The 4,514-nt window shown below is 62.8% G+C and carries 1 protein-coding gene; it reads left to right on the plus strand.

What is annotated here, in order from left to right:
* The first annotated feature begins 612 nt into the window (after nt 1–612).
* The gene (locus BN1120_RS16460) at nt 613–3,819 is read left to right on the plus strand and encodes an alpha-amylase family glycosyl hydrolase (RefSeq protein ID WP_231959386.1); all 3,207 of its coding nucleotides are present in this window, start codon (nt 613–615) and stop codon (nt 3,817–3,819) included.
* Nucleotides 3,820–4,514 lie beyond the last annotated feature (695 nt).

Genomic DNA, 4,514 nt, shown 5'->3' on the forward strand with positions numbered 1-4,514 from the left:
GGCGTGACGGGGGCGGGGCGGCTGCCTTGCATCAGCCAGAGGAGGGCGAGATGCAGGGCAAGGGCGACGGCCAGGCAGGCAAGGTGAACCGGGCCAAATGCCGGCTTGTCGCGGCCAAAGGTCGGCCTCATTGCGCAGGCGTCCATCAGCCTGCCTTCTCGCTGGTCGTCATATTCGTACTCGAATGTCGATGGGATTGGCCCCGGAACCGGGCCTCGGCGCCCAGCATGCGCCATCGGATAGCCTGCAAACAAGAAACATTATCAATCGCGTTTTAATCAGGTGCGTCAGCGCCAGGGCCGCCCCGAGCCATGATTGGAGGCGAGAAAGGGAGCGCCTTCGGGGCAGACACGCCCAGGGACTGTCCATGTCAGGGGGGCGCCACAGCGGGTCGCGCTGCTCTCTCCCTCGCTCAAGCAGAAATGAAAGCGCTATCAATCACATACAGCCCATGACGAGGTCGACAGTGGTCACATTTTGCGCGTATTGGCCATGAAATGGTCATGGGGGACTCTAGACTGGTCGGGCTCATCTGAAGGCGGGACGTTGCGGATGGGGGAATGCCGGGACACACCGGCATCACACACAAACAATGAAAATAAAGGACTATCAATGGCTAGATGGATACTCGCGGCCGGATTGTTGGGAACCCTGATCACGGCGCCGAGCACGGCGGCGGAGTGGTTCTTCCGGGGCACCGCGAATGGATGGGCGGCGACCGCCATGACGTCGACGGATGGCGTCAATTTTGATACCTGCCAGCGCTTCGTGAGCGGGGATGCCAGCGGCGGCCCGCGCTTCAAGATAGACAGGTACGGCAACTGGCAGCAGAGCTACCCGGCGGCCGACTACGGGGTCAATGCCAACACGGCGTACCAGATCCGCATCAACGCGAGCACCCAGGCGGTGAGCGCGACGGCGGTGGCCAGTTGCGAGGCCTCGGGGTTTGCCAGCACCTTGCCGCAGCTCAACGTGCGCGGCACCTTCAACGGCTGGGCCAGCCTCCCCATGACCCTGGTAGGGGATCACCTGTGGCAGGTGGAAGCCTACCTGGATGGCAAGGCGAGCCAGCGCCTCAAGTTTGATCAGGCTGGCGACTGGGCCGTCAACTTTGGCGACAGCAACGGCGACGGCGTGCTGGAGAAAAGTGGCGGCGACATCTTCTGGAGCGCCGTGGGCACGGTGCGCATCCAGGTCAACGATCAGACCCTGGCCTACAGCATCACCCCCCTTGGGGATGACAACCAGCCGCCGCTCGCGGTCATTACCCCGGGGGGGACGGTGAACGTGACCCTGGGGGCGTCGCTCACCTTGAGCGGCAGCGACTCCACGGATCCCGACGGCCAGATCGCGAGCTATCTGTGGAGCAGCGGCGAGACCACGGAGAGCATCGTCGTCAACACCACCCAGACCGGCACCTTCACCTATGGCCTCACGGTCACCGACGATCAGGGCGCCAAGGGCAGCAGCAGCGTGAGCGTGGTGGTCGGGGCAGGACAGAGCAGCGACAGCTGGTACTTCCGGGGCACGGCCAACAACTGGGGGCTCACCCCCATGACCAGCGAGGATGGCACCACCTTCTGCACCGAGCAGGCCTTTGGCAGCAACAACCCCCGCTTCAAAATTGACCACAAGGGGGACTGGACCGAGGCGTATCCGGCCCAGGATTACCTGGTCAGCGCCAACACCAGCTATCGCATCTGCTTTGACAGCCTGCGCAAGGCCATCGAGGTGGAGACGCTGGCCGGGGCCGATCTGCAGGCCCCCACGGTGACGGCCACCCCGTCTCCGGGGAGTTATGTGGACAGCCAGTCCATCACCCTGGGAGTGAGCGACGATCAGGACAGCGCCCCCGCCGTGCATTTCACCACGGACGGCAGCCAGCCCACCACGGCATCGGCCCGCTATGCAGGCCAGCCCCTGCTGGCGAGTGACAAGGGGAGTGGCACCGATCTGGTGATCCGCACCCTTGCCATCGACGCCAGCGGCAATCAGCGCGAGCAGCGCTTCGAGTACCGCATCGGCGAGCAGGGAGTGGCGAGCGGCGATTTTCGTGCCGAGAGCATCTACTTCCTGCTGACTGCCCGCTTCTATGATGGCGATGCCAGCAACAACTACTACAACCGGGATCGCTACAAGGCGGGGGATCCCCAGTGGCGTGGCGACTTCAAGGGTTTGATCGCCAAGCTCGACTACATCAAGGATCTCGGCTTCACCGCCATCTGGGTGACGCCGCCGGTGGAGAACCGCTCCGGCCTCGACTACCACGGCTACCATGCCTACGACTTCTACCGGGTCGATCCCCGTCTGGAGTCACCGGGGGCGGGTTACCGGGAGTTCATCCAGGCGGCTCACGCCAAGGGGCTCAAGGTGATCCAGGATGTGGTGCTCAACCACTCGAGCCAGTACGGCCTGCGCGGCAAGACCTGGATCGATCGCCTGCCCGTCAAATACTACGTACCGGCGGGGTCGAGCCAGGGACTTATCAACAATGGTCCCTATCAGGGCAATCTTGGGGACTACGCCAGTGCCAACCGCTGTGACGACGACAACCCGGCGGCGCCCGACTGGTACAAGGCCCGCTGCCAGTCCGATCCGGCGGGCACCCAGCCCCTGGTAGACCCCAAGACAGGCGCCACCGTGCCGAGCGCAGGCTACAACCCCAACCGCTTCTTCGGCATCGACGCCCAGACCCTGGATCCCGCCTGGTATCACCTGGACGGTTTCATGTCCGGCGGTGACTGGGAGAGCCCGCTTGCCCTGCAGCGCAAGCACATGGCGGGGGACTGCATCGATCTCGCCACCGGCAACCAGAACGTCAAGGACTACCTCAACGGCGCCATTCGTCAGTACCTCGACATGGGGGTCGATGCCATCCGTATCGATACCTTGAAACACATCGAGCGGGACGAACTGCTGACCTATGTCCATGACTGGCAGGCCCACAAGCCGGGGCTGTTCGTCTTTGGCGAAAACCTGGTCAAGGGCACCGGATGGGGCTCTGAGCTGGCCAACGACAATGCCTCGGCGGTGATCCGCCCCTGGTGGTATACCCGCACCACGCCGAACCCGGCCAATCCCCGTGCAGGGGGCGATTCCGGCCTCTCTGTGCTGGACTTCTCGCTGTTCTCCACCTTCCGTGACAACGTCACCCGGGGGAACTTTGGCGGGGTAGGGGGGATTTTCGCCATGGACTGGGTCTATGGGGATGCCACCAAGCTCATCACCTTCTTCCAGAACCACGACGTGGGGCCGGACAACGACTTCAAGTACCGCTACGGCGGGGAAGAGGGGAATGCGGCCATGACCTACAACCTGCTCTGGACGGCGCGGGGGATCCCGACCCTCTACTACGGGGAGGAGGTGATGTTCCAGGCGGGCAAGCCTCAGGACATCGACGGGGCCACCATGACGGTGGATCAGACCGGTCGTGCCTACTACGGGGAGGTGCTGGACAACCCCGCCACCTCGAGCCACCCGCTCTATCAGCACATCAAGCGCCTGAACCAGATCCGCAAGGCGGTGCCCGCCCTGCAAAAAGCGCCCATGAGCCAGGTGAACGAGTGGGGGAGCGGCATCAGCTTCGTGCGTGATCTGAGCGCCCAAGGGAGCTACGCCGCCGTGGGCCTTGCGGCCAACTCGGCCCAGCAGATAAACCTGAGTGGCCTGAAGAACGGCACCTACACGGACGCGGTAACCGGTGCGAGCCAGAGCGTCAGCAACGGCAGCCTGAGCTTTGCGGTGCCCGCCTATTCGGCGCGGGTCTGGGTACTGAACGGCCCGGGCAAGGTGGGCGCGGACGGCAAATACCTCAAGTAAGGAAGCCCTGTCACAGGGAGCAGCGAGTCGGCCTTCGGGCCGACTTTTTTATTCTGCCTTCTGCCTCTGCCTGAATGGATGCCCCATCCTGATGGGACTCTGGCTGCGGAGGGGCTGGTGAATGGGCAGACCTGTGGACTTGCGACCAGCACGCTCATGGGAAGGGGGCTAGAGGGAAGGGAAGTAGTGCATCCGCCGCCCGAGTCACTCCATGCTCTGCATATTGCAGTGCTCATGGCAGTGAGCAAAGCGGTGCCCATGTCGCCTCTGTGCCGCGGTGCAAGGCAAACCGTGCCACTCGGTTGCTCTATATTGGTGCGGCTGCACTTAATTGGTGCGTAATGTCCACATCCGCCCCTGGAGCCCGCCCCGAAGAAACACGCCGTTTGGCCCCCGGATTTCCCCCATGACAAGCATCATCCATGCTGAAAAGCGGCATCGTATCGACATGATCTGCCGAAAAACCGGGCTGTGAAGGGGATAGCACGAGGCCTTTTTCGGTGACTCGGGTAAACATGCTGCGCCATTGTGATGGCCGATCACGGAAGTGGTGAACTCTACCTGCATATTGCGCATTTATCGGAATTTAAATCCGATTATTTATGTTATCGCGGACTCTTGTTTTGATTGGCGCTCTTTTTGCTGTGCCTTGTCATCCCCACGATGGCGACATAAGGGGGCGGGGGACGCAAGAT

The organism is Aeromonas caviae (assembly GCF_000819785.1).
Lineage (GTDB): Bacteria > Pseudomonadota > Gammaproteobacteria > Enterobacterales > Aeromonadaceae > Aeromonas > Aeromonas caviae.

Coding starts and splice junctions, on each gene's coding strand:
- BN1120_RS16460 (WP_231959386.1), top strand. CDS start 613: ATGGCTAGATGGATACTCGCGGCCGGATTGTTGGGAACCCTGATCACG.